Source organism: Mesorhizobium sp. 113-1-2 (assembly GCF_016756475.1).
Taxonomy (GTDB): domain Bacteria; phylum Pseudomonadota; class Alphaproteobacteria; order Rhizobiales; family Rhizobiaceae; genus Mesorhizobium; species Mesorhizobium loti_C.
The window spans coordinates 6,721,655-6,738,762 of record NZ_AP023242.1; the positions used below are offsets into that span (position 1 = coordinate 6,721,655).

Here is a 17,108-nt window from a genome sequence, read left to right on the forward strand (position 1 = left end):
TGAGGCAAGGGCAAGGGCCGATCGGTAGTCCGGCATTTTTGTTGGGCCGCTGATAAAGCGGCTACTCGGTTGCCTGACGGCAGTTTGTCAAACGGGTGACGAATCCGGGTTCTTTTAGCGTTCTAGTTCGCCGCACCGTCCGCTCCTATGGAAAGACTGCGGCGGAACCTGGGATGCTGTTGACAACAGTGCATCGAAAGCGGCTTCGGTCCCCACCTGCCAATATACGCGGCCAGTTCGTCCGGCGTGCCATTCGGGAAGGCCTGTTTCAAAAAGCCCAAGAACGCCGACACGCGCGCGCTGAGCAGCCGCCGCGATGGGTAGAGCGTCCATAGTGAGATTTCGGAGCCATCAATATCCCCCCAATTCACCAGCGCAGTTCGCCCGCCCCGCGCGCAACGCCAGGAGCGGCACGCTCACGGGTCGTGCGGGGAAGGTCGGGGCTCGCCACAACAACCAGACGGTCGCGGAGAAACGCCCGTCCGACCAGGCTTTCGTCGGGATCTGGATTGACCCGGATTACCAGATCGTAGCCTTCCTCGATCATGTCGACAGGCCGATCCTCAGTCGTGACTTCAAGCGTCACCTCCGGGTACTTGAGGGCACCGATGGCAACAGCGATGCCGCAAGAATGGTGAACGGCGTCAGCCAGTCCCACCAGCCGCCGCCATAGGCCCGACCGCAGACCACGACACCCTGAAGCATTGCACCTTAGGCTATGCCCGGGCACGCTGCGGCAACAAGCGAGCCGCCGAGGTGCCATTGGAGCGGATCGACTATCAGCGAGCCAACCGCGCTCCGGCTTGGCTCGATCATTTACTTGGCGTCGGTCTTGCCTTGCGGACTTGCCGGAATCAGCTTCTGGAAGATCGCATCGTTCTTCGCCCGCCATGCTTCATCCGCAAGCCACAGATATTCTTGGTCCGGCATCAACGGAACGGCTTTGACGTCGGCGCTGGAGATGCGCAGGTAGAAGCTGTTCCGTTCCTCGTTGACCTGCAGATAGCGGAGGGGGACGACGATGCTGTCCTTGCCTGCTATGAAGAACCCGCCAGAGGCAACGACCGCGTAATCCCACCGGTCCTTGGTGCCGATCACGACATTTCGGACTTCGCCAACGATCTTGTCATCAGAACTGCGAACCTCGGAGCCGACAATCTCGTCGACGCGCAGGCCGGGTCCAAGGTCGTCAAGATTGATGAGAGGACGTGCGTCCGGGGCATCGCGATTGCCCCGGACTTCGCCGCCTTGATGCTGCTGTGGTTCGCCGGCGGCCAACTGTTCATCGGCTAGGTCCTCATCGTTGCCCCCCAGCTTCGCCATAGATGGCGCGGTAATCAATTGACGGATATTGGCGAGCACCCGCTCGCAATCGTCGTGCAGACCGTATGTCCACAAAACGAACGCGGCATCCCTGAGGGTACGCAGGTCACGAACGAGGTATCTGTTTTCCGGCTTGCGCAACTCAGGGCTCTTGAGGACGGCCTCTTCGAGCTTTGCATCGGAAATGTTGCAGACAGCGAATGCTTGCCCGACACCGAGTGCGCAGAACAACGCCAAAGGCGCTGCGATCCTAGCCAATTTCATGATATTTTCCCTACAAGCGGCTTCTTGCTTTGACTTCGTGTGTCGAGCACGCCAATCGGGTGGAAATGTACCGCGGGACATTTGTACCAGCACGGTTAAACCGCCCGTGAGCATTTTGGTTCCAGCGGCTTAAAACGTTTGATGGACGGAAGACGGCGATACCACCGCTTTCGATCTTGCCATCCTGTCGGCTTTGCGTAGCGCAGCCGATCCGGCCAATCCGATTGGACCGCCGTGGCTTCACGAAGCCGCCCGAGATGTGACACCCGTCGGCAGCGTGGTGTTTCTTGGATTCGTGCTGTTGGCAGTGGTGGGCTATCTCCTTCTCATCCATAAGCGGGCACTCGCGATCTTGATGGCTGTTTCGGTGGTCGGCGGCGAACTGCTCAGCACTATCCTCAAGAAGAGCTTTGATCGGTCCAGGCCCGACATTCCTCACGTTCACGCAAGTGTTCACCGCGAGCTTCCCGAGCGGACACGCAATGCTATCAGCGATCACCTTCCTCACGGTGGGCGCCCTGCTTGCTCGTGCTGGACCGATGATAGGGCCTTTAGCCCACCGAAACCTATCTTCGCGCGCCTGCCTGCATGGCGCCAGCCGGTTTCGATTTCGGTTTGGCCCGGGTCGTCCGAGTCGACTTGTCGCTGTATGCGTTGCTGTTTTTCCTTTGCGTTGGATTTGTTGGTCCTCGTTGAGGCGGGCATCGGTGTCTCCTGCGTTGTCAGAGACAACGCGCGTTTAAGGATCGCCGCGGCAACAGCGTGGAAATCCGCAATCCAATTGGCTCTAACGTTCTTTTTGGGTTCGTCGCTTCCGCAAAATCTCGGCAGAAGGAACGATCTGAAAGGAAACTCGTTGGCTCTGAAACAGGATGAACGATATGGTCGCGCCGCGCCCTGTCTGGAAAGGTCTTTTGAAGGTCGGCTCGGTTGCCTGTGGCGTCAAGATTGTGGGCGCCACCAGCGAAGCCTCGAAGATCCACTTCAAGATTTTGAACCGCAAGGACGGCCTGCCGGTCAAAAGCATGTATGCCGATGAGAAGACCGGGGAACCGGTCGAAACGGAAGACCAGGTCAAGGGTTTCGAGGTGGAGAAGGATGAATTCCTTCAGATCGAGCCCGACGACATCAAGGCGCTCAAGCTCACCTCGAATATGGAGGTTGGTGAGTTTGTGGCGATCAGCGAGATCGACACCCGCTATCTAGAGAAGCCCTACTACCCCATTCCAGCCGACGGCGCGGCCGTCGAGGCTTACGGCGTGATCCGCGATGCCATGAGGAACAAGGGCGTCGCAGCGCGGTCCTGCATCGTGCTCTATCAGCGCGGCCGGGAAGTTGTTATCGAGCCATATGGCAAGGGCATGGTGATGACCGAACTTCGAAACCACAACGAGATGGTCTCCGAGGACAGTGTCTTCGATAGCATGACCAAGGCGAAATACGATCCCGAATTGCTTGAGATCGCCGGCATGCTCATCGACAAAAAGGTGACCACTTTCGATCCCTCGAAATTCGAGGACACCTACGAAGATGCGCTGATTGCCATGATCGACGCGAAGCGCAGGGGCAAGGCGCCCCCAAAGGCGGCGCCCAAGCCGCAGGAGAACGTCATCAACCTGGCCGAGGTGCTCAAGAAGAGCCTCACGCAGGAAGGATTAGCGACGCCCAATAAGAGCTCTCCAAAGCGCAAGAGCGCCTAGGCCAACGCGCACAGAGTCGTGCGAGGAGAAGAAGTTTATGACCCAATTGACTGTCGAGCAATGTCGGGCGGCGCGGGCTCTGGTGGACTGGTCACAAGCCAGGCTCGGCGCCAAAGCGCAAGTCAGTGAGGGAACCGTTCGGGACTTCGAGAAGAGCAAGCGCGTTCCGGCCGGCGACATGCTGGTTGCTATGCGATCCGCGCTCGAGCTGGCGGGGGTTGCCTTTCTAAGTGATGGCGAGACGATCCATGGCGGACCAGGCGTTCGGCTCAAGACGTCAACGGTGCCGCGCACGCCTATCCAGGATGGCGAAGCGGGAATTATTCAAAACAGCGAAATGTAAGCCGCCGCTCGGATCGAGCCATCGCTGCCGTTACCTTTGATCGTTGTAGGGCTCTTTCGTTTGTCCAACCATCTTCGCGAGTTCCGAAAACGGTAGAATGTCGGATTCGCCTTGGGAATTGTTCGCGATCTGCAGAAGACGGATTGGAAAGCAGATGGCGTCGCGATTGGCCGGCGGCATGTCTTCGTAGGTGCGCTCATCGCCCGTGAAATTGGCTTCGGACTTCCGCAACGCGATGTCGATGTCGTCGACTGAAAGCAGGCCTTTGTGGACCAGCAAATTGTTGATCGACGCGACCGCCATCATCAGACCTTCAAGCTGAAGATTGGCGACGTTCATGGCCTGGAACTCCTTACCTGGTCGGATGGGTTCTGCCCGTCTGACTGGTGAGTCTTGTCGTCCACCTCATTGACGGGGCGCGTCAGTCCAACGCCATTCTTGGGCTTCTTGTTTCCGGCCGCGTCCTGAGAGAACGCATCCGAAGGGTCGGCGCCGGTCTTTGCCGGATATTTTGTCGCCCCGGTTTCGCGATGGTTTTCGTTGTCAGACATGTCTTGGTCCTCCGTGTGATCAACGATAACCGCACCCGGCAGCGCTAGTTCCGCTCCAGATGGAACATTCCCTACGGCCGGTCGTTGGCCAGCAAAGGAGACACGGAAATGGCCAAGATCAAGAACCTCGGCGCGGCTATTGTCAGGGAACCGGAGAGAGCTGGTGCCAAGATGGAGCGTAAAGGCCTGGACGGCAACGACGAGGATCAAGCGTCACCTACCCCTCGGGCAGAACCCTTCACTGCCGACAAATCGATGCGCGGCCGGTGGCCGGCAAAACACCTCGTCCGACCAACCGACCGGGAGAATAATCATGCCGCCCAAACCAGAGCCAAATGAAGAACCGCCGGTAGATGCCCCGACCTGGACTCCCGACGTGCGAGAGCCTGACCCGGATCTTCTGCCGGACGAAATTCCTCTCCCCAATCCCGACGAGAACCGTGATCCCCCAAAGCGAGCTCTGCAATGAGCATCGATGAGGTGCGCAGCGGTGGCTGCGTTTGCGGTGCGGTTCGCTTTTTGGTGAAAGGCGCACCCCTGCGCGTTGGACTTGCCATTGCCAGGATTGTCGGCGCACAAGCGGCAGTGCGTTCACCTTCTTCGGCGTTTGGCCGCGACCTGCTTATCAGGGCGTTGGGGCTTTCGAAGGACGGAGCTTTTGCCCTGAATGCGGATTTCGCGTTGCCTCGGTGCGGGAAAAAGAACGCCAAGATCAAGGGGCAACTCAAGACGGTTGTGACCCACAAGCATCAGCCCAAGGGCGACCGGCCGGCGAAGGCACCAGGCCTGCCGCGAAGAAGGCGACGGGGCCGAAGACAAAGCGGAAATAGCGCGTTTGCGCTAATCCGTCCATCACAACGCGGGCGCCGATGGTGTGGCGGTGTAGAACCCGCCGCTCCATTCACGGCAGCGGCGGGCGTCCCTAGGGATCGCGGGACTTGCTGAGGCGTTGGAACCTCTGCCGCCTCACTAACTTTTTGCGTCGCGTAATGTTCCAACGCTTCTTCGGCTTCGGAGTGATCTCCTCGACCCGCACCTTGTCGCCGATCTCCTTGGCCGTATCGAGCGCCTTCTGCTTGTCCTTGGGGGTTAGCACCGTATGCCGCGGCCTCTCGGTCTAGCGCGATATCCAACAAGCCTGCAGTTGTATGTATCGAGAGGATGCCAAGAGCGCCGTTCTCATCCGCGACAGTGCCGACATGAATTTCGATCGGCACGAAAGGGCGAGCCTTTTTCGCTATACGCTTCATTGGGTACTCATTGCCTTGGGCAGCGCGACAATTGCGCAATGCGGCAGCGATTTCAAGCGGGTGGCGCTAAACGCTAGGCCGAACCGCCACCGAACCAGCGGATGAACTCGACTTCCTTACCGGTCACTTCCCGCACCGCTTTCAACAGCGTTTCGTGCAAGACACGCGTTGCCCGGTAGTGGTCGCAGTGTGGCGATATGAACGGCTTCACGATGCTCTTGTGCAGCGCTTCCGCTGCCACCAGGAAGCGCTCGATTTCAGCCTGCGATAACTGCTTGGAGGGTTTCGATCTTGCCATGGTAGCGAATTCCATATGAGGGAATCGCCGCAACAAGAGGATTATATTCCTCGCCTCGATCCGGATGGCAAGGGCTATTCGGGCAGGCCAGGGTCGTAATGCACAATCGCGTCGAGGATCGTTCGATAGAGGCTGTCCACCTCCTCGTCGATCTCGCCCCGCTTGATGCCAATCGCCTTGGCGTCGGCGATAAGCTTGTGCGTGAGTTCGTCGACCGAGATGACGTCCGCCTTCGCCGTTTCGGGGACGTTGTTGGCGATCCATTGGTCGAGGAAGTCGATGCCGCGCGTGCTCATCGAGCGTTAAGCTCGCGAGCGGTCTTCGGTCCCATCAGTCGATTCCGATGATCTTCTTGGCCTGCTTCACTGTCGCTTTCTGGCGACCACTAAGAAATTCTGAGCAAAGCGTGCTGGGACACCAGCTCGCCTGCATATCGTCTCAACAGGCCCGATCAACATTTCGCAAAGTCCTGGTAGCAGCCAGCCGGGCCGCGGCAAAAACCCATAGCCGATGACCCGTTCGACGACAAACCCGTTGGAAACAAGCATCTGGCGATATGCGTGGATGCTCAACGTACTGCGCACGACGCGCCCCCGAATTCGGTTGAGAAAGCGACAGACCAGCCCCGCCGGCGAGGTTGCGTTCATGTGGATGTTCGAAACCAGCAACCCGCCGTCGTTCAAATGCTCATGAATGGCCGAGAGCGCGTCCCGCCTAAGAGGCTCTTCAGCGTTCAAGAAGAATCGAAAAGCTGTAACCACGTCGAATCTTCTGGAAAGGGGGGCAACCGTCAGATCGGCTTTCACCAGCTTGACGTTGCTCGGAACCCGCGCGCAAGCAAGCATGGATTGAGAGACGTCGACGCCAAAGACCTCACCGAACAATGGGCCTGCAACAGTTGTGACGCGCCCCGTGCCGCACGCGAAGTCGAGGCAGCTGCGATCCGGCCCGCCAAGAGGCCTGAGAATGCCTTCCACAAGGGGGCGTTCGATACGCAACCACAAGGCAGCATAGTAGCCGGAACAGAAGGTTTTGGTGTAATCGGTGCCGTAGCCTTGGGTCTGATGGCTCGATCGGTAATCGCTATAAGCGCTCCCCTCGAATGACCGCTCGGTCAACACATCACCTCGAGACCCGCCCATCACAACAACCTCCATTCTGGGCTTGCCAATAAAATTCACTCGTCCCGATCGATCTTCATCCGATCACATGACGCAAACCTTACAAATAGTTATAGCCGGGGGCAGAATTCCGATCATGCCGAGAGGCAGGCGGGTCAATTCAGGCCGCCCGCTTCTCCACTTCGCTGATCATGGCCTTTCGCTCTTGTCTGGCCGGCGTCACCACTGCGGTGTCCCGCTGGACGCCCAATCCGCTGAAAGCTCCTCGTCTTACGACTTTGGTCGGGCTGCTGTGCGCAAAGGTCTGAGGCCTGCAACCCGAATGACCGTGCGTGGTTAGGACATCGATCGCCGAGTAAGTGCCTTCATCGCCGATCAGATCGATGCCCGCCAACTCATCGGAGCTGGCGGGCATCGGATTGAGGAGCAATGACGAAATGCCTTTGTCCGATGAACTGCGCGACGTTCTGGTGGAATTTGCATGCCCGGTCTGTTCGCATCCTATCGTGAAGCCAGGGTCTTGGCTCCGAACGATCGGGGTTTTCAATTGCGAAGGCTGCAAGGATAGGGTGCGCATTGGCTATGAAGAGAAGCTAAAGATCTTCGGGCGCTATCTTGAAAAGCCGACGAGAGGTGAAGTCCAGCGCCACGCCAAGCGGCGCTATGCCGGAGGATAGGTCACGGGTGCTACCCGGCACGTGACCTTCTAGCCACGGCCATCGTCTTCCTCCCGGAAATCCTGCAGCGAAGCGTGGCGCAGATCTTCTTCGCCACGCAAGTGCTTCACGCGGCCGATGATGCCGGGTTTCACCCACTGTGTCGCCGGCCGCTTCATGCCTTTGGGCGCCGGGCCGGCGTGCTCCTGGACACGCTTCCAGAGCCGTTCGCGGATTGCCTGGCTCGAATTGATGAAGGCGGAACCGACATAGCGGCCGGTCGTCCGGTCGGCCATCAAGGCAAAGGCCGGCTTGCCGGGTTCACGCTCGATGCCGAGCAGATCGTATTCGTAGACCGAGTAGCATTTCGCCTTCAGCCAGTTGGTCGATGGTCCAGAACGATATCTGCTGTCCTTCCGCTTCGAAACGACGCCTTCAAGCCCGGCTTGTTCGACCAGGTGAAAAACCGCCGCGCCGTTGCCCGGCAGGGCCTCACTAAACTGGATGCGCTGCCCGCCCGGGACCATTGCGGCCAGGATCTCGCGGCGGTCGTCCAACGGCATGTCGCGCAAGTCGTGGCCGTTAAGGTGCAGGAGATCGAACGCGACGAAATAGAGGTCGTGCTGGCGGCTGGAGATGGCCTTGCGGAGTTCGCCGAAGTCGGACACGCCGGCTTCGTTGAGCACGATGATCTCGCCGTCGACGATGGCGCTTTCGGCGCCGAGGCTGGCGGCCTCTTTCACCAGGTCGCGATATTTCGACGTCCAGTCATGGCCGTTGCGGGTGTAGATGCGCGTGCCGTCCTCGTCGATGATCATTTGCGATCGGTAGCCGTCGAATTTCACCTCGTGAATCCACCAGTCGCCCGCTGGCGGCGTCTCGACCAGCGTCGGCATCAACGGGGCTATGAACTTCAGACGCATGCACGGACTCGCAAAGCTGCGATTTAATTAGCATGTGCTAAAATGGTTCCGGAACTTTTATTGAGACGCGAGGTTCGATCGGCCATGACGAAGCTATCAGACCTTGGGCCGCTCATTCCCGGTAGGCTGCACGGCGGCGACCTCATCCGCGAAGAGGGCCATTTCTACAACTGCCCGAACTGCGGCCAGAAGGTCGATCAGCGCGACCTTCGCCAAGTCTTCTGGCATGAAGAGCCAGGGCACGAGCCTCTAGAACCCGAAACCGTTGCGACGATCCTCGAGTTTTCTCGAAAAAAGTAGCAGGCCCGCTGCTGGCGACCACAGGCAAAAAGAGCCCGCCCGGAAATAATAGTGGTTACGCATCATCCTTTTGAAGGGCTGGACTGGAAAGCGACGATGGCATCGTAGGCCGCGTGGATCTGGCAATGGATGTCTTCTCGCGCAGCGGTGTCGACATCACATTGTCTGGCCACCAGCATCTTCACCGCGCCGATTTGAGCGCCAGGCGTTACGTTATCGACGGCTATGCGGCATTGCTTATTCAAGCAGGAACCGCGGTTTCATCACGGGTTCGCAGGGCTGCAAATTCGTTTAATATCATTCGCATCGAGCACCCAAGAATCTCCGTCGAATGTCGGGCATGGCAGCCTTCGCAGTCCGTGTTCGAAACCTCAGCCAGTTATTCCTTTCGGGAAGGTCCAGACGGGTAGAACCTACTTGAACCGCTGGCGCGCTTAGCTCACACGAAGTGAGAAAAGGGCTTTCAAAGGTCGCAACCGTGATGGAGGACTATCACGGCCTCACTGACTGCGGCGACCTAATCGCCGCTCTTTTTGCCAATGACAATTAGCTCATTCCGGTCATTGGCCTAAGGTGATCGGGCCGCCCGCATCTATGGCGGTTGAAATGAGGAAATGCCCATGGCTTTCAGCAGCGCTGATCTGGTATCTGGTAATCGCCGGTCCGCAGAGGCGGCATGGCGGTGTTGCCAAGCACGTTCGATAAGCGCGAACAATGCACGGCCGCAATCGCCGAGTACCAGAAGCAGCCAACACCGCCGGGCTGGACCTTGCGGTGCCTCCCGAGCGCTTCACCATTCACCAACAATGAATCCGCGGAATAAAACGAGGCAGAACAATTGCCTCGTGTGGCGGCCTCGCCTTAGCTCTCAGCCTCGACACCGGCTTCCAGAAGCTGGATATGTTCCCTTGCAATTTTGAGCAGGGTTTCGGCGGTCTCCCGCGCTGTCCATCCCTGGGCCTCCGATTCGGTTACCAAGGCTGCGAATGCCGTTTCCAGGGCGACTTCGCAGTTGACCATTCGATCCGGACTTGCCTCCGGCAATATGGGCGGTTGGATGGTCTGGGACATACGCGGTCTCTTTCAATAAATTGGGAAAGCCCGCGCCTCTCGTGAAGAGCGCGGGCCGATCAAGGTTTCTGTCCCGATCTTCGGCAGGTAACGCGAGGGAGCATCGCCTGCCGCCATCACCAACCCTTGGATGTCCCTAATGTTCCAGACCAACCGATCGAAAGTCGCATGCATCGAACCGCACCGGTCCTGGACCTTACAATGGCCCCGAGGGCCGCAAATAGCGTGTTCACCGGTCAGAGCCTGAAGTAGCTGAAACCAAAATTCGGCAAGCACGTTACTGCCGTGCTCAAGCGACGGCAGGTAGGATTTGTCAGATTTTAGGAAGTTCCAGTGTCGGCGATGTCTCGGTGCTGGCAAGGTCTTCAATTGCAAGAAATGGCTGACCTCGAACGGCACATGCTGCCCACAGGCAGTCCATCGCCAAGACTGTGAAGGGTCGACGGCCATCTGCCCTGAATGCCGCGGCAGCGGACTCAGGAATGCGCCCTGACAGCAGCGACCAATTGATGCGAACCGCGTCGGGTCACTTGGGAAATCAAGCAGGGTGCTCGATGGCGTCGAGGATCGTACGGTAAGGGCTATCCACCTCTTCATCGATTTCACCCCGCCTGATCCCGAGGGCCTTGGCGTCCGCGATTAGCTTGTGCGTGAGTTCATCGACCAGGATGACATCGGCTTTCATCGTCTTGGGGACGCTGTTAGCGATCCACTGATCCCGGATTGCTTCCGCGCGCTCATGGGGCTCGACCACTAGGTTTGAGTTCCGCCCTGTTTCTCTAACGACCCAGCGGTTGCCTGGATAGAGAGACCAGCTCATCCTCATCGACAATGCCTGCCGATTGCGTCACGCTCATCGGACGATTGATGTTCGAGCTTCAGCTGCTCGAACACCCGACCCAGCAGAGCCATTTCGGCTGGATCAAAGATACCGGCCTCAGTTGCCTTTCGCCGAATTGGCATGATTGTCCTCCCAGAACTCCTGCGAAGAAGCTTGCCACAGATCTCGCCACGCAGGTGGCATTGTGGCTCCCATGCGACGATAGCCCGAACTGCGTCGGCCGACGCACGGGCATATCGGGTCGTGGATCGTCGACTGCTTGAGCGCCTCGGCTTCGCCCTTGTCCACTGTCGTCAGGATGGTACGCCAGCGGTGCTTGTCGAAGACGCTGACGATGTAGCTCGTGGCGGCCATCTCTGCCCTTTCGGGAATATTGAAAGCCCGCGCTTCTCGGCCAGAGGTGCGCGGGCCGATCGGAGGCCCGATCTTCGGCAGGACTGGACAGCCTTACGCATGACAGCAAGGTCAATCCTCGCGTTGAAGTGATCTAAGCCTGCGGAGAATGGTTCGTCCGTGTGGTCGATGGCACCTGAGTTTGCGGACGGCCGGCTCGGAGGCTCTAGGGGCAATAGGAACCGAGCCGCCATTGTAGGCCATCCAGCCGTGAGGGCCTGCCTTACAAATTGGTATGAAATCGAGCAGTCAATGGCGCATGACCATGCAGGCAGACACATTTCGGCATTCGCCTTCGACATCGTCCGCGAGGCTTTCAGGAAGTTGGTTCGCGAGACAAACCTGGCTGAAGAGCATTGGGCAGAACACGCCAAGATGCTTCTTAGAGACTTCAGCGACAACGAGCCCGACGAAAGCATGATCAACCCAGCGCTAGGCCATCGTCGCCACAAGGCGCATCTTCCGGCCTATGCAGTCGCCCGTGACGCCAAACGCTGCCAAGAGAGCAGCCGCCACCATGGCGCCACACAAGGCCATGGAAGGGCTGGACGCACCGGCCAAGGTGATAGAGGTCGCACCTTGCAGCACCCGTGGGCACACGGTGGCGTCGGGCCTAAAGTCTTGGGCAATAACGACGAAGGTCTGACGTTACCACTTTGGTTCCGCAAATGTCCGTTGGACGTTCCGTTACTTTAGCCAAGCGTGATATTCGCCATTTGGTACCGTTCACACCTTGACACTACCGCAAGCGGTCTGGGCCTTCGATACAAGGCTCGTCGATGGGTCCCCTGGCCTTTCATTGCAAGCGCTGGAACAAAAGCCCGGTTGGCATGTTGATGGGGCGAAGGGCATCTGAATCTTACTTCTGGAGTACTCACCGTGAAATCAACAATTATCCTGGGCGCTTTGGCGCTATGCTTTGCCGTGCCTTCGATTGCCTCGGCCGATGCGATCGTCCTGACCACGAACCAGCATCGCCATCACCATCGCCATTGGCAGGACAACGGGGCCGCGGTCGTCATCAACGAGGATGGCAACCGGCGCCATCATCGGCGGCATGGCGACTTTTACGACCACGGCCGCCGGCATCACCACCGCCCGGACGTCGTCATCGTGACGAGGAAGCACCATCGCCATCATCATGTTGTTATGGAAAACGGCGGGTACTGATCGAGGCGCCTGGGCCTGGCTGCTCGATTGTGAGCGCCGGGCCTGGTAACATGTAGCGGGCGCGGGCCGATCGGACGCCCGATCCCTCTAGAGGATGGAAGGCACCACCCTCCCGGACGCATCAACAAGCAGGTAGCTAGGTCAACCGGCCCTAAAGGCCAGTTACAATCCACGGGTTGGTGTCGTATCCGAGGCGCGGCTTGTCCGGCTTTGTTTCGTCCGGCAATTTGGCTGTTCCGGTCAAGTTGCAGTCCAGCTCTGGCCTCGGCTTCTTGCTCGAATGTTTGGTAGAGCATAGGGCAGTAGCGTCGCTGACCGCCACCTTCTTGTCCTTGGCAACGGCGACACCAGTCGCAGCGATCACGAGTACCGCGCAAACTATAACCAGTCTCATCGTACTTCCCCACGGTTGCGCATCCCCAAGATGCTCGGGAGTGACGTTACGTCACTTTTATATTAGCGCAAGCGAATATTTAGGCGCCGGAGACGGCGCCAATGGCAATTCCGATCTCCAGAACTCCCAACTGGCGCAGGCAATTTTCGATTGTTTCTCCAACGGGCGCGAACAATCCGCCGTTCGCCCATGCAGGGTGTCAGGTTGTACCTGCAAGCCTCTTGAAAAACCTCGCCGCTCAATTTTGTGAAGCGGCGAGGCGCGCCCCACGGCCCCAACAGCCGGCATTGCTGACAGTCCAATTGTTGGGCCAGCGGCTATTGATCCATTATGGGACGGAAGGATCGGTCACCGCATATTTAAGCGCATCGTCTGGCCCACTCGGGCGCCTTCCGATGCGCGCAAGAGCGGTCAATAGCGCGTTCCTCCGCCGGCAAGTCGACGCGCAGCGGCGCCTCCTCCTTCTCCCGTTCGCGCTCAAGCCGATTTACCCACGGGCAGAGGTTGCTAATCCTTGGGCTTCAGCTGCCATGCACCACTCGTCTTGGTCTATTCTGAACGCCCTGATTCTTCGGCCTCGGCGAGATCTCCTCGACCCGCGCCTTTACGCTGTCCTGGATCATTGCGCGCTCAAAGCGCCTCTGCTTCGGATCTGTACTTGGTGGTTAGGATGGCGCGCCAGTGCGGTTTCTCGAATACGCCGAAAACGTAGGCCTTTCTTGCGGCCTCAGCTCCGGCTGGCATACTTCACCTTGCCCCACTGGCTGCATTGAGGACACAAGGGACGGAGATAGACCAACTTGTCGCCTGGAATGTTCCCGAAACTGGTGATCGTCAGGCTACCGCCGTTGAACCCCTCCAAGCTGTAAGATTCCCAAGGGCCACTGAGAGGCTGTTCGTCTTCCCGTAGTTTCAAATACCCGGTGCGACCGCATTCGCAAATGAGCATTTCTCGCAATACAGTTGAGAGCAACTAGGCGTTCCCCGCATCGCCTAAAAACTATGGGCATATTAGCAACCGCGCAACTGCGACTGAAGTCCCCTACGCCCCCGGCGATGACGCTGGCGAGGGTTGGCGGGTATGTCTTTTTAATTGCGACAGCAAGTTTCAGAGCCATACAATGCCCGACATTCACCGTTGCTTTCTCAGGAGACTGCGGTGGATAGCGTGACGCCTGGCAGCAAGGTCAATCCCTGCGTTGAAGTGCTCGAAGCCTGCGGAGAATGGTTCGTCCGCGTGGTCGATGGCGACGAAGAACTAACCCGCTCATTTGAACTAGAGTCGTTCGCTCTGGCGTATGTCGAGGGCCAGCGAAGACGTCTCGGCCTTGCCGATTTCGACCGCCTATGACCTTACCGTTGGGGAACGGCCGGTGCGGGGTGGGCGTAGGGGCGACAGACGCCGCACCGGCCGTTGCGGTGGGGCTTTCGGGTTCCTCCCCGCCCTGATTGGTTTATCCGTACACTACCCAGTTCGCAATTAGGCCTGTTGGGCTATCAAGCTTCAGGCCGGCGTGCGGCCTTGAGGTGTTCCACAAACTTGAACTCGACTTACCTCTGGGTAATATCGGACAGCCCCGAGCGGGCCCTTATGTAGGATCGGATCGCCCGGGACTGGTCACGGTGTGGCGATATGAACGACTGTACGACGCTCCATATTCCAGCACCTCTGTCGGATCGCGACAATTATTTCGTTGTGGTGTTGAGCTCACGGTTTGCCGCATAATCGATAGTGAAGGTGCCCGGGGGAGCGCGGACGCCCTGCTTCACATTGAAAATAGTGACCGTGGTGCTTTGCCCCCTCTCGTCGGTGAGGCTCCATCTGCGTAGATCTAACGATGTCTTGGCAAACACCATAGTGATGTTCGAATTTCCGAAAACCGACTTGTCACCCAGCTTAATGATGATTTGGGCACCATCGTCTTTGATGCTTTTGAGGCGACTGCCAGAGAACTCGACCTGGTCTTCGAGCAGCAGCTTAAGCGGTATTTTCGAGAGGGAATAGAGGCGCGATGTCTTGAGCTTTTTGTTATAGATTACGACGGATTTTCCATCTGCAATTAAGCCGATCCCTGATCGGCCTCCGTAGTCGAACCGCAGCTTGCCCGGACGCTGGAGGAAAAATCTGCCGCTGGTCTTCTCCGCTCTTGGGCCAGACTGGACAAAGTCCCCAGACATGGACTTCACGGATGAGAAGTGATCGGCGATCGTCGCCGCTTCCACAGGCGCGGCAGAGACCGCAGTCGTAAGTTCGAAATTAATCGCTGCAAAGGTCACAACGCCAAAGCAGAAGGCCAACAGTCTGCCGCGCCTATGGCTGCGCCACCCAAGCCGCCCGACGGCTGCACCCTGTTCGGTGCGGGAGGTTGCAGCGAGTGGAATGAGCCGGCTCAAAACGAGCAACGTGCTCTTCATTGGTTCTTTCCTGGTTCAACCATTAGCCGAAGTTTAATGCGCCACGGAGTTTTTCGATCCGTCAAAGCAAGCAACGGAGCTTTCATACATTCGCACCGAGGGGCCGTGCTCGTCTTTTCTTGGTCTTCGTAGCGCGCGATCGAGCTGAGCGCCGGCCATGTGGAAGGAAAGCCCGCGCGCCCCTGGCGGTGGGGAGCGCGGGCCGATCGGTTACCGATCTTCAGCAGGGGAGCCCGCCCTGCCGCACGAACAAACCTTTAGAGACAGCTAATGTTCCTTCAGCGCGCTCACAAGTTGAACGTGCCGCGACCAAGGACCGGTTTCTCATGAGCATAGGTCCCGACCAGTGAACCTTTGTCCGTTCTGCTTGTTGATAATCGCCGACTTGAAGAATTGTCGTCGGCCAGAGGATATCAATGGCCCTCTCCAATGAATTGCGTGACGTGGCGATAGAGTTTCAATGTCCGGCCTGCTCAAATGCGATGGGTGTAAGACGCAGGTGCGAATCGGCTACGAACATAAGTTAGCGATTTTCGAACGGCACCTGAGAAAACGGTGAGTTCGCCAATTCAGCTCAAGGAGAGGGGGAGAGAGCGACGACTGGCCTTCATCAACTTTTCACCAATGACGCCGACCGACATTTTGCCACCATTGAGAAAGATATCGAGGGCCGTCCCCGGCGGGCCATAGCCGCTAGAAACCTCGTCGCGGGTCGCCTTGCCGATAGGCCGCTCCGAAGGCATCGATCCTCCTGACGCGTCGCGATCATTTGCAGGACGAGTGACAATCAGCCCTTGCTAAATTAGTTGCGGAACATTTGTTCCGACGGGATGTTTCGTCAACCATGGCGGACAACCCATTTGGCGACAGACAGCGGCGCGCGAAAAGGAGGCTCATCGCGTGGAGCATCGCCATCGCGGTCTCATTCTGCGTTATCGTCCTGGCCATTTCCGCGCTGAGGCCCTTCTAGCCATCGACTGATCGAGGTGAGGGGCGGCTTTGTCATCGCCACTGCGGGCAAGCGGGTGGACGATCATGTTGTCCCGCACATTCCGAGAGCCCTCCTCCCCGAACAGTATACCAAGAGGGGAGTTCCCTACCTGCCGACGCGCGGGGCGAAGCTTCAAGCGAACTGAGGTCCACGATGTGGGCTTTGCACGTCATACCCCACAACACATCTTAGCATCATCTAAATTAGAGACATGATGGATCGAAAATGCAAACGGCGCATTTAGCCTCCGGCTCAATTTTGGGCTGCTGGAGAAAACTCATGAAGAAAACACTGCTCGTATTGAGCCTTCTCGTTCCACTTGTTGCATGCTCACGCACGGAACAGGGTGCCGCAGTCGGCGGATTGGGTGGGGCGGCAATCGGCGCGGCCGTGGCTGGGAACCCGGTGCAAGGCGCGATCGTTGGTGGTGCCGCGGGTGCCATCGCCGGCGCGGTAATCGGGCACGCCAGCGAGGCTGGCCAGTGCCGTTACCGAGATCGCCAAGGGCGCGTCTATGTTGCGCGGTGTCCCGAAGGGTATTGATTTTCCTGGAGCCGCGTGAGCCACCGATGGTTCACGCGGCACGTTGATGGCATCGACGAAAGATGACCTCTTCCAACAACATTCTTTGAACCGTCCCGGAGCAATCTGGATGGCCGGTGGACTCAGAGGTAGCTGTTTGGCTTTGGCGAGGCCTGCGGAGGCACGCCAGCCAAAGGTCGATAACGAAGTGTCGCAGCGGTGGGTTTCAATTCTCCTTGGCGCCGCACACGAATATTGGCTTGGCCGATTACCGCCTGAGGCCGAAAAAGCTCAGAACTGCGAGAACAACCACGACAAGCCCGACGATGTAGATTATGCTGTGCATCGATCCGTCTCCTAAACAATAAGCAGACCAAGCTGTCTTGCCTGCCATACGATCCCCACGCTGAAATGAACATTCAGGAACGACTAATGTTCCATCTCGGCCGTCGTTTCCGCGCTTATTCGAACGTCGTGAGGATGGCCCGGTCTCAATCCCGCTAGCGTTGCAAATTCACTACTCCCCTTCAGATGCTGGCCGGCGGTGCCGCTGCGCGAAAATCCAATCAGATGACCTGCCGG

General features: G+C 58.2%; 23 protein-coding genes and 3 pseudogenes. 11 read left to right on the forward strand and 15 right to left on the reverse strand.

Annotation, left to right across the window (positions count from 1 at the left end; translation table 11 throughout):
• Positions 1–122: 122 nt before the first annotated feature.
• The 3 genes and pseudogenes from JN279_RS32505 to JN279_RS32510 form a co-directional block, all read right to left on the reverse strand.
• Positions 123–604 (reverse strand): annotated as a pseudogene (locus tag JN279_RS32505) (LysR substrate-binding domain-containing protein); the annotation flags it as partial.
• Between the two features lie 8 nt (positions 605–612).
• Positions 613–753: pseudogene (locus JN279_RS38400) on the reverse strand (ubiquinol oxidase subunit II); the annotation flags it as partial.
• A 63-nt stretch (positions 754–816) separates the two neighbouring features.
• The gene (locus JN279_RS32510) at positions 817–1,587 is read right to left on the reverse strand and encodes a PRC-barrel domain-containing protein (protein WP_096454791.1); all 771 of its coding nucleotides are present in this window, start codon (positions 1,585–1,587) and stop codon (positions 817–819) included.
• Between the two features lie 881 nt (positions 1,588–2,468).
• On the opposite strand from JN279_RS32510, the gene ku reads away from it, so the two are divergent.
• The gene (gene ku / locus JN279_RS32515) at positions 2,469–3,287 is read left to right on the forward strand and encodes a non-homologous end joining protein Ku (protein ID WP_096458743.1); all 819 of its coding nucleotides are present in this window, start codon (positions 2,469–2,471) and stop codon (positions 3,285–3,287) included.
• Between the two features lie 37 nt (positions 3,288–3,324).
• Positions 3,325–3,630, forward strand: coding sequence for a helix-turn-helix domain-containing protein (locus tag JN279_RS32520; RefSeq protein ID WP_096454789.1), 306 nt, complete (start codon positions 3,325–3,327; stop codon positions 3,628–3,630).
• Between the two features lie 30 nt (positions 3,631–3,660).
• Here the strand turns inward: JN279_RS32520 and JN279_RS32525 are convergent, their stop codons facing one another.
• Both JN279_RS32525 and JN279_RS32530 read right to left on the reverse strand, forming a co-directional pair.
• The gene (locus JN279_RS32525; RefSeq protein ID WP_096454787.1) at positions 3,661–3,969 is read right to left on the reverse strand and encodes a hypothetical protein; all 309 of its coding nucleotides are present in this window, start codon (positions 3,967–3,969) and stop codon (positions 3,661–3,663) included.
• A complete protein-coding gene (locus JN279_RS32530; protein WP_202351224.1) occupies positions 3,966–4,181 on the reverse strand; it encodes a hypothetical protein in 216 nt (71 codons plus the stop codon). Before JN279_RS32530 ends, JN279_RS32525 begins: the two co-directional genes overlap by 4 nt.
• A 108-nt stretch (positions 4,182–4,289) precedes the next feature.
• Between JN279_RS32530 and JN279_RS32535 the strand changes: the two genes are divergently transcribed.
• The gene (locus tag JN279_RS32535; RefSeq protein WP_244734227.1) at positions 4,290–4,520 is read left to right on the forward strand and encodes a hypothetical protein; all 231 of its coding nucleotides are present in this window, start codon (positions 4,290–4,292) and stop codon (positions 4,518–4,520) included.
• Positions 4,521–4,681: 161 nt separating this feature from the next.
• The gene (locus JN279_RS32540; protein ID WP_244734228.1) at positions 4,682–5,011 is read left to right on the forward strand and encodes a GFA family protein; all 330 of its coding nucleotides are present in this window, start codon (positions 4,682–4,684) and stop codon (positions 5,009–5,011) included.
• Between the two features lie 493 nt (positions 5,012–5,504).
• On the opposite strand, the gene JN279_RS32545 is transcribed toward JN279_RS32540, so the two are convergent.
• From JN279_RS32545 to JN279_RS32555, 3 genes are all read right to left on the reverse strand, one after another.
• Complete coding sequence (locus JN279_RS32545; protein WP_096458740.1) at positions 5,505–5,729, reverse strand: hypothetical protein; 225 nt, start codon at positions 5,727–5,729, stop codon at positions 5,505–5,507.
• Between the two features lie 74 nt (positions 5,730–5,803).
• The gene (locus JN279_RS32550) at positions 5,804–6,025 is read right to left on the reverse strand and encodes a DUF768 domain-containing protein (protein WP_096454782.1); all 222 of its coding nucleotides are present in this window, start codon (positions 6,023–6,025) and stop codon (positions 5,804–5,806) included.
• Positions 6,026–6,091: 66 nt separating this feature from the next.
• Positions 6,092–6,886 (reverse strand): class I SAM-dependent DNA methyltransferase, encoded by a 795-nt coding sequence (locus JN279_RS32555; protein ID WP_244734229.1) that lies wholly within the window; start codon positions 6,884–6,886, stop codon positions 6,092–6,094.
• Between the two features lie 347 nt (positions 6,887–7,233).
• Between JN279_RS32555 and JN279_RS32560 the strand changes: the two genes are divergently transcribed.
• Complete coding sequence (locus JN279_RS32560) at positions 7,234–7,527, forward strand: hypothetical protein (RefSeq protein ID WP_244734230.1); 294 nt, start codon at positions 7,234–7,236, stop codon at positions 7,525–7,527.
• Positions 7,528–7,556: 29 nt separating this feature from the next.
• Here JN279_RS32560 and JN279_RS32565 read toward each other — a convergent pair whose 3' ends face one another.
• Positions 7,557–8,429 carry an ATP-dependent DNA ligase gene (locus JN279_RS32565; protein ID WP_202351225.1) on the reverse strand — a complete coding sequence of 291 codons (873 nt, stop codon included), beginning with the start codon at positions 8,427–8,429 and terminating at the stop codon, positions 7,557–7,559.
• 42 nt (positions 8,430–8,471) lie between these two features.
• On the opposite strand from JN279_RS32565, the gene JN279_RS32570 reads away from it, so the two are divergent.
• The 3 genes and pseudogenes from JN279_RS32570 to JN279_RS38855 all read left to right on the forward strand — a co-directional run bounded on the left by JN279_RS32570 (position 8,472) and on the right by JN279_RS38855 (position 9,552).
• Entirely contained in the window at positions 8,472–8,729 is a 258-nt protein-coding gene (locus tag JN279_RS32570; RefSeq protein WP_244734232.1) for a hypothetical protein, read from the forward strand.
• A gap of 125 nt (positions 8,730–8,854) precedes the next feature.
• Positions 8,855–9,139, forward strand: a complete 285-nt coding sequence (locus JN279_RS32575; protein WP_244734234.1) for a metallophosphoesterase family protein — start codon at positions 8,855–8,857, stop codon at positions 9,137–9,139.
• Between the two features lie 196 nt (positions 9,140–9,335).
• Positions 9,336–9,552 (forward strand): annotated as a pseudogene (locus JN279_RS38855) (hypothetical protein).
• Positions 9,553–9,590: 38 nt separating this feature from the next.
• On the opposite strand, the gene JN279_RS32580 reads toward JN279_RS38855, so the two are convergent.
• The 3 genes from JN279_RS32580 to JN279_RS32590 all read right to left on the reverse strand — a co-directional run bounded on the left by JN279_RS32580 (position 9,591) and on the right by JN279_RS32590 (position 10,995).
• Positions 9,591–9,800 (reverse strand): hypothetical protein, encoded by a 210-nt coding sequence (locus JN279_RS32580; RefSeq protein ID WP_096454772.1) that lies wholly within the window; start codon positions 9,798–9,800, stop codon positions 9,591–9,593.
• Between the two features lie 538 nt (positions 9,801–10,338).
• Complete coding sequence (locus tag JN279_RS32585; RefSeq protein WP_244734822.1) at positions 10,339–10,554, reverse strand: DUF768 domain-containing protein; 216 nt, start codon at positions 10,552–10,554, stop codon at positions 10,339–10,341.
• A 183-nt stretch (positions 10,555–10,737) separates the two neighbouring features.
• Positions 10,738–10,995, reverse strand: a complete 258-nt coding sequence (locus JN279_RS32590) for a hypothetical protein (RefSeq protein WP_096454768.1) — start codon at positions 10,993–10,995, stop codon at positions 10,738–10,740.
• 291 nt (positions 10,996–11,286) lie between these two features.
• On the opposite strand from JN279_RS32590, the gene JN279_RS32595 reads away from it, so the two are divergent.
• Complete coding sequence (locus JN279_RS32595) at positions 11,287–11,730, forward strand: hypothetical protein (protein WP_202351226.1); 444 nt, start codon at positions 11,287–11,289, stop codon at positions 11,728–11,730.
• Between the two features lie 216 nt (positions 11,731–11,946).
• On the opposite strand, the gene JN279_RS38860 is transcribed toward JN279_RS32595, so the two are convergent.
• The gene (locus tag JN279_RS38860) at positions 11,947–12,177 is read right to left on the reverse strand and encodes a hypothetical protein (RefSeq protein ID WP_202351227.1); all 231 of its coding nucleotides are present in this window, start codon (positions 12,175–12,177) and stop codon (positions 11,947–11,949) included.
• Between the two features lie 1,580 nt (positions 12,178–13,757).
• Here JN279_RS38860 and JN279_RS32605 point away from each other — a divergent pair.
• Positions 13,758–13,949 (forward strand): hypothetical protein, encoded by a 192-nt coding sequence (locus JN279_RS32605; RefSeq protein WP_244734238.1) that lies wholly within the window; start codon positions 13,758–13,760, stop codon positions 13,947–13,949.
• A gap of 335 nt (positions 13,950–14,284) precedes the next feature.
• Here the strand turns inward: JN279_RS32605 and JN279_RS32610 are convergent, their stop codons facing one another.
• Together JN279_RS32610 and JN279_RS32615 are read right to left on the reverse strand one after the other, a co-directional pair.
• Positions 14,285–15,013: an outer-membrane lipoprotein carrier protein LolA gene (locus tag JN279_RS32610; protein ID WP_202351229.1), complete on the reverse strand. Its 729-nt coding sequence runs from the start codon at positions 15,011–15,013 to the stop codon at positions 14,285–14,287.
• A 569-nt stretch (positions 15,014–15,582) separates the two neighbouring features.
• The gene (locus JN279_RS32615; protein ID WP_202351230.1) at positions 15,583–15,756 is read right to left on the reverse strand and encodes a hypothetical protein; all 174 of its coding nucleotides are present in this window, start codon (positions 15,754–15,756) and stop codon (positions 15,583–15,585) included.
• Between the two features lie 527 nt (positions 15,757–16,283).
• Between JN279_RS32615 and JN279_RS38415 the strand changes: the two genes are divergently transcribed.
• On the forward strand, positions 16,284–16,547 hold the full coding sequence (locus tag JN279_RS38415) for a YMGG-like glycine zipper-containing protein (protein ID WP_096454764.1): 264 nt from the start codon (positions 16,284–16,286) through the stop codon (positions 16,545–16,547).
• Positions 16,548–17,108: the final 561 nt, after the last annotated feature.

What these genes read in the sequence shown, in the direction of transcription:
- JN279_RS32510 (WP_096454791.1), bottom strand. Translation starts at nt 1,587, where the DNA reads ATGAAATTGGCTAGGATCGCAGCGCCTTTGGCGTTGTTCTGCGCACTC.
- ku (WP_096458743.1), top strand. Translation starts at nt 2,469, where the DNA reads ATGGTCGCGCCGCGCCCTGTCTGGAAAGGTCTTTTGAAGGTCGGCTCG.
- JN279_RS32520 (WP_096454789.1), top strand. Translation starts at nt 3,325, where the DNA reads ATGACCCAATTGACTGTCGAGCAATGTCGGGCGGCGCGGGCTCTGGTG.
- JN279_RS32525 (WP_096454787.1), bottom strand. Translation starts at nt 3,969, where the DNA reads ATGAACGTCGCCAATCTTCAGCTTGAAGGTCTGATGATGGCGGTCGCG.
- JN279_RS32530 (WP_202351224.1), bottom strand. Translation starts at nt 4,181, where the DNA reads ATGTCTGACAACGAAAACCATCGCGAAACCGGGGCGACAAAATATCCG.
- JN279_RS32535 (WP_244734227.1), top strand. Translation starts at nt 4,290, where the DNA reads ATGGCCAAGATCAAGAACCTCGGCGCGGCTATTGTCAGGGAACCGGAG.
- JN279_RS32545 (WP_096458740.1), bottom strand. Translation starts at nt 5,729, where the DNA reads ATGGCAAGATCGAAACCCTCCAAGCAGTTATCGCAGGCTGAAATCGAG.
- JN279_RS32550 (WP_096454782.1), bottom strand. Translation starts at nt 6,025, where the DNA reads ATGAGCACGCGCGGCATCGACTTCCTCGACCAATGGATCGCCAACAAC.
- JN279_RS32555 (WP_244734229.1), bottom strand. Translation starts at nt 6,886, where the DNA reads ATGGAGGTTGTTGTGATGGGCGGGTCTCGAGGTGATGTGTTGACCGAG.
- JN279_RS32560 (WP_244734230.1), top strand. Translation starts at nt 7,234, where the DNA reads ATGCCCGCCAACTCATCGGAGCTGGCGGGCATCGGATTGAGGAGCAAT.
- JN279_RS32565 (WP_202351225.1), bottom strand. Translation starts at nt 8,429, where the DNA reads ATGCGTCTGAAGTTCATAGCCCCGTTGATGCCGACGCTGGTCGAGACG.
- JN279_RS32570 (WP_244734232.1), top strand. Translation starts at nt 8,472, where the DNA reads ATGGTTCCGGAACTTTTATTGAGACGCGAGGTTCGATCGGCCATGACG.
- JN279_RS32575 (WP_244734234.1), top strand. Translation starts at nt 8,855, where the DNA reads ATGGATGTCTTCTCGCGCAGCGGTGTCGACATCACATTGTCTGGCCAC.
- JN279_RS32580 (WP_096454772.1), bottom strand. Translation starts at nt 9,800, where the DNA reads ATGTCCCAGACCATCCAACCGCCCATATTGCCGGAGGCAAGTCCGGAT.
- JN279_RS32590 (WP_096454768.1), bottom strand. Translation starts at nt 10,995, where the DNA reads ATGGCCGCCACGAGCTACATCGTCAGCGTCTTCGACAAGCACCGCTGG.
- JN279_RS32595 (WP_202351226.1), top strand. Translation starts at nt 11,287, where the DNA reads ATGGCGCATGACCATGCAGGCAGACACATTTCGGCATTCGCCTTCGAC.
- JN279_RS38860 (WP_202351227.1), bottom strand. Translation starts at nt 12,177, where the DNA reads ATGATGATGGCGATGGTGCTTCCTCGTCACGATGACGACGTCCGGGCG.
- JN279_RS32610 (WP_202351229.1), bottom strand. Translation starts at nt 15,013, where the DNA reads ATGAAGAGCACGTTGCTCGTTTTGAGCCGGCTCATTCCACTCGCTGCA.
- JN279_RS32615 (WP_202351230.1), bottom strand. Translation starts at nt 15,756, where the DNA reads ATGCCTTCGGAGCGGCCTATCGGCAAGGCGACCCGCGACGAGGTTTCT.
- JN279_RS38415 (WP_096454764.1), top strand. Translation starts at nt 16,284, where the DNA reads ATGAAGAAAACACTGCTCGTATTGAGCCTTCTCGTTCCACTTGTTGCA.